This window comes from Robinsoniella sp. RHS (assembly GCF_001029355.1).
Taxonomy (GTDB): Bacteria; Bacillota; Clostridia; order Lachnospirales; family Lachnospiraceae; genus Robinsoniella; species Robinsoniella peoriensis.
Genome location: NZ_JNGB01000158.1, coordinates 1 through 5,037, shown reverse-complemented (window position 1 = coordinate 5,037; position 5,037 = coordinate 1). Strand labels below are relative to the sequence as shown.

The following is a 5,037-nucleotide window of genomic DNA, read 5'->3' as shown; positions in this document are numbered from 1 at the left end:
CGATACCTTTGATTACCTTCTGCCAGAATTCCGAAACTCCGCACATAACCATACCGTCATTAATAACGCCGATTACAAATGCACCTACGATTGTGCCGCCTATGGTGCCCACACCGCCAGCCATGGAAGTTCCGCCAAGTACTGCCGCCGAAATCGCGTTCATCTCCCAGCCTTCACCGGTTGCCGGATGTGCAGCAACCAACTGTCCTGCAGCGATCATACCAACCATTACGGAACAAAAGCCTGAAAACATATATACATAGGTCTTTACTCTCTTCACCTTGATACCGGACAGCCTGGCTGCCCTTTCATTTCCACCGATTGCCAGAACATGCCAGCCAAATGGTGTATACTTTAAGATAAGCGCAGCTCCCACTGCAATCAGCGCAAGTATGATTACACCTACCGGGATGCCTGCTACTGTACTTCCCAAAAACTCAAATCCATTGTTGCCCAACACTTTGTTACCTACAATGTTGGAAAAAGTCTTACCTCCGGAACGGAGATTTGCAAATCCTCTTGCCACGTTCATAATTCCAAGTGTGGCAATAAATGGTGCCACATTAAATTTCGTTATAATAAAACCATTCAGCCATCCCGCAAAAACACCTACCAGAGCAGTAATTAAGATTACCCAGGGTACGCTGAAATAAATCGTAACTCCAAACATTGGAAGTGTCAGGCCTTCATTAATCAATCCGCCTGCAATCATTCCTCCAAGCCCTGCGATAGCACCTACAGACAGGTCAATTCCGCCCGTAATGATAACATAAGTCATACCAAGTCCCAGTATTCCATAAAGGGCAACGTGTTTTGCAACCAGAAGTCCTGTATTCAATGTGAAAAATGTAGGTGTTATGATACTGAAAAACAGTACCAGCACAATTAAAACAATAAATGTCCTTCCTTTCAGCAGTGTCATGGCAATGGAATTATATGTACCTGTATTATTTTTCTTACCCATTTTAATTCTCCTCTTTTCTATTCATTAATCTGTGTATGGTGTCCTTTATAAGAGGACAGTACTAACTGATCTTCCGTAATCTCATCTCCGCTGAATTCACCGGTTTTAATCCCGTTGGACAGGACAATGACTCTGTCTGCAATTGCTACGATCTCTTTCAGCTCTGAGGAAACTACAAGGATTGATAAGCCCCGTTCCGCATATTGGTTGATAATATCAAACACTTCCGTTTTGGCTCCGATGTCGATTCCCCTGCTGGGTTCATCCAATAGCAGTATTTTGGGATTGGTCAGGATTCCTTTCCCGATGACACACTTCTGCTGGTTCCCCCCGGAAAGGGAAAGAATCGGCAGCTTTTTATCAGCCACTTTAATTTGAATGTCCTGAATCTGTTCTTCAACATGCCTGCTTTCTTCTTTTTCATTCAGGAAAAAATGTCTGGCATATTTCTTCAGGCTGGATAGGGAAATATTTTTCCCGATGTCTAATGTCTGCACCAGCCCTTCTGCCTGGCGGTCTTCCGGTACCAGTGCAAAACCGCGGGCAATCTGTTCGGAAATGTTACGGATCTGTAATTTATCACCGTCTATCATTACCTCTCCGGTATGTTCCGGCCTCATTCCCATGATGCATTCAAAGATTTCTGTCCGGCCTGCACCCATCAGCCCATATATTCCCAGTATCTCGCCTTTTTTCAGGTTGAATTCTATGTCCTTCAGAAGATATCCACCGCCCTTTTTCGGAAGCGTCAGCCCTTTCACCTCCATTACTGTCTCTGCCTTCTTCCAGTTAATTCCCCGCTCTTTTTTCGGATAGGATTTCCCTTCACCTACCATTCGCTGAACAATCCACGGTACATCAATGTCTTTTACTTCTGCCTTGGCTACGAACTTTCCATCCCGCAGAATCGTTACGTTATCACCGATCCTCATGATCTCTTCCAGTCGGTGGGATATGTATACAATTGACATACCCTGGCTGGTAAATTCCCTCATGAGTTTGAATAAAACCTCTACTTCCTGTTCACTTAAGGAAGAGGTCGGCTCATCCATAATGAGGATCTTTAAATCTTCCTGCACTACATTTCTGGCAATCTCGATCATCTGCTGCTGTCCAACCCTCAGGTCCCCCACGAGAATATTCTCATTAATGGGATGTTCCAGCCTCTCTAATACTGCTCTGGTCAATTCTGCATGCTTTTTATTATCCAGCTTCAGTCCCTTAGTCTGTTCTCTGCCCATAAATATATTCTGGTATACATTCAGGTTTGGATACAGGCTGAGCTCCTGATGGATAATGCCGATTCCATGTTTTCTCGCCTCTGTTGTATCTTTGAAGACGACCTCTTTATCATCCATATACATTTTACCGGAGGACGGCTGCTCAATTCCCGCAATTAACTTCATCAGCGTAGATTTGCCTGCTCCGTTTTCTCCGATTAAAACATTGACCTTTCCTTTCTCCACGTCATAGGAAACCTGGTCTAACGCCTTTGTTCCGGGATAAATTTTATTCATGCACTCGGCATGTAAAACTACATTTTCTTTCATTTTCAGGCCTCCTGCCACTTCGCTTATTTTTCGGTGATGCTGATTGGTGTAATTAGTATGGATGTATTGTCACTGACCGAGAAGCATCCCACAAACTCTATAGTCTTTCCTTTCAGCCCTTTTGCAATGTCCGGATTAATAACCGTTTCCTGAATCAAAGCGTGGATACCCTGTGATACCTGGGCATATTCTTCCTGATTGGTATAGTCCCCAAACTTAATAAATGACAACGCATCTCTCACGGCCGAGCCTTTAATAACGGAACCTATCTGCATTTTGATTTCTTCCGGTCCCGAATAGCCCTCCAGGGAAACCGTCATGAAGCCCGCTTTTTTTTCTGCCTCCACTTCCTGAACCGTTACCGTTCCCTTTACGGTATAGGTCAACTCTCCCGAATCTCCCATGGAATATTTTCCATACTTCTCTGCAACAGATTTCAGATCCCCGTTTGCTTCTGTCAGTAACGTGCCAAGATCCACCGCTTTTTCACCCAGCTCCGGCAAAGCCTTTGATTCCCAGAAAGAGGCAACATCGTCTCCTGCACTGAATTTTTCTTCACCTGTCAGAGCTGCCTCATCTCCTATTTTTACTACCTTAATACAGCCCGTCAGTGAGGTTGACGCCAATGACAGGGCTAATAGCAATATCACAATTCTTTTTTTCATACATTCTCCTTCTTTCCATACTTTTCATTCTTTTCAAACATATTGATATAAAAAATTAATAACTTTTATATAAATTATTTATATACATTTTAACAAACTCCCTAATCCAAAAATATAATCATTCTGAAATAAAATATAACGATTCTGACTTTTTACTTTTCGGACGGCGGTTTTCTATGTTCCTTCTATATATAATTTCGGGCAGACGAAAAAGATTCCCGTACTGCACGTTAAATTGCAGTACCGGAATCTTTTTATATTCGTTCTTTTACAATCTTTTTTCTATCCGCTTTGTATATAGGTAATGTACGAAAAGATGGGGAAAACTGGTATGGAAAATCTGCATGTAGATCGTACTTTTCCTATCCTCTTACATTGATATACTTTTTGGTATCTTCAGGATATCTTCTATTGCCATTTCTGTAAATTCTGCTATCTCCTGTATGGTTTTCCCGGCACGAATCATGTTTTCTGCAATTTTTATCTGCTTTCTGTGTTCACCTTCCTCCAACCCTTCCTCAAATATGATTCTCTCTACTTTCAACATACGAATTTCCCTCCTTATCTCTTCTGCCAGCTGACTGCTTATAATCTTATCAGCGAAAGTCAATAGTCCCGCCATAATAAACGTGCGGTCGTTTTCATTTTGTATTTCTTTTGCTAACATGATGATTTCTTTTAGAAGAACTTGTTTTTCTTGTTTTCCTTTTACTGTTAATGGTAATATAATCATTTGCATATTTTCATCATCTGTCAGTTTCTCATGGCATTTTATTTTCTTCTTTATATTTTCATAAATACGGGCAGTGTCTAAGCCGCATAGAAATGCCTGCTCAATTTTAAAAGTAAGGCATCCAATATCCAGAACATCGTTTGCCTGTTCCACATCGGAGGTATATAGGATTAAAACCCTAATTTTCACCCCTATCCATCCCTTTCCCAACCTTTTTAATATTCTGCAGACATAGCTCAGATAATCTAAAATATCATCATTTAAAAATTTGCTTTCATAATCTACCAGTACAATGCTGTTATCTTCCAGCAAAAACAAATTGTCTAATCTCAGCTCATTTACTTGAATGCTGGGCAGATTGGTTGGCAGTACCTCAATGATCCTGGGTAAATCGATTCCGTAAACAGAAAATGATTTCTCTTTTAGTGACTCAGCAAAAATTTTAGATAAAATATCTTTGTTTTGATACGCAATTCCTTCCAACGACAACACTCTCCTTCACGTGCAAACGTACCATCATACATATATTACGTGAAAAGGAAAATAACTTTTAAGTATATATGTAACATCATACTTTGCTTAACAAACAGGGGTTTTTGATTTGAATAAATCAGAAGTTTACAGAAAATAAAAGATTATAAAATACACATAAATTGATCGGTGAATTTCTTATTATTTTTTAATATATCATAACTATAAGAATAATGCAAGGGTTTATTCTACTAATACTACAATTCATAATTTCCGCTTATAAATATACTACAACAATACTGGTCTTTACTTAGCGAGGATATCGGGAGTCCATGCAGTTATAAAATACTAAATTTGGGTTTAGCTGATTAAGACGCTTTGTAGATGTAGGTAGTGTACGGAAAGAGAAGGGGGCGGACCAGGACATTGGTTTGGAAGGCTTACCGCAGAACTGGCATTTTCTAACCTTCCCGGAGCACTTTTTGGCGGCACGCGGGCATTCGCTCCGAAATCCTGATGCATTTCGCAGCTCACTGCCCGCTTAGTATCCGATGGGAGCCAGTCGAATACTATCCGCCAAAAAGCACTTCGGGAAGGTAAGTAAATGCTCAGCTCTGCTATACGCCTTCAAAACCAATGTCCTGGTCCGCCCCC

4 protein-coding genes are annotated in these 5,037 nt (G+C 41.0%); all 4 read right to left on the bottom strand.

Translation table 11 applies throughout. The features are described from left to right. Positions 1–964 (bottom strand): sugar ABC transporter permease (locus RHS_RS27015; protein WP_047834925.1); only part of this gene is annotated, 964 nt, incomplete at its 3' end. A 17-nt stretch (positions 965–981) separates the two neighbouring features. Further along, a complete protein-coding gene (locus RHS_RS27010; RefSeq protein ID WP_047834924.1) occupies positions 982–2,514 on the bottom strand; it encodes an ATP-binding cassette domain-containing protein in 1,533 nt (510 codons plus the stop codon). Between the two features lie 23 nt (positions 2,515–2,537). Then, positions 2,538–3,179, bottom strand: coding sequence for a DUF2291 domain-containing protein (locus tag RHS_RS27005; protein WP_047834923.1), 642 nt, complete (start codon positions 3,177–3,179; stop codon positions 2,538–2,540). Positions 3,180–3,549: 370 nt separating this feature from the next. After that, positions 3,550–4,395, bottom strand: a complete 846-nt coding sequence (locus RHS_RS27000; protein ID WP_395023591.1) for a hypothetical protein — start codon at positions 4,393–4,395, stop codon at positions 3,550–3,552. Between the last annotated feature and the right edge of the window lie 642 nt (positions 4,396–5,037).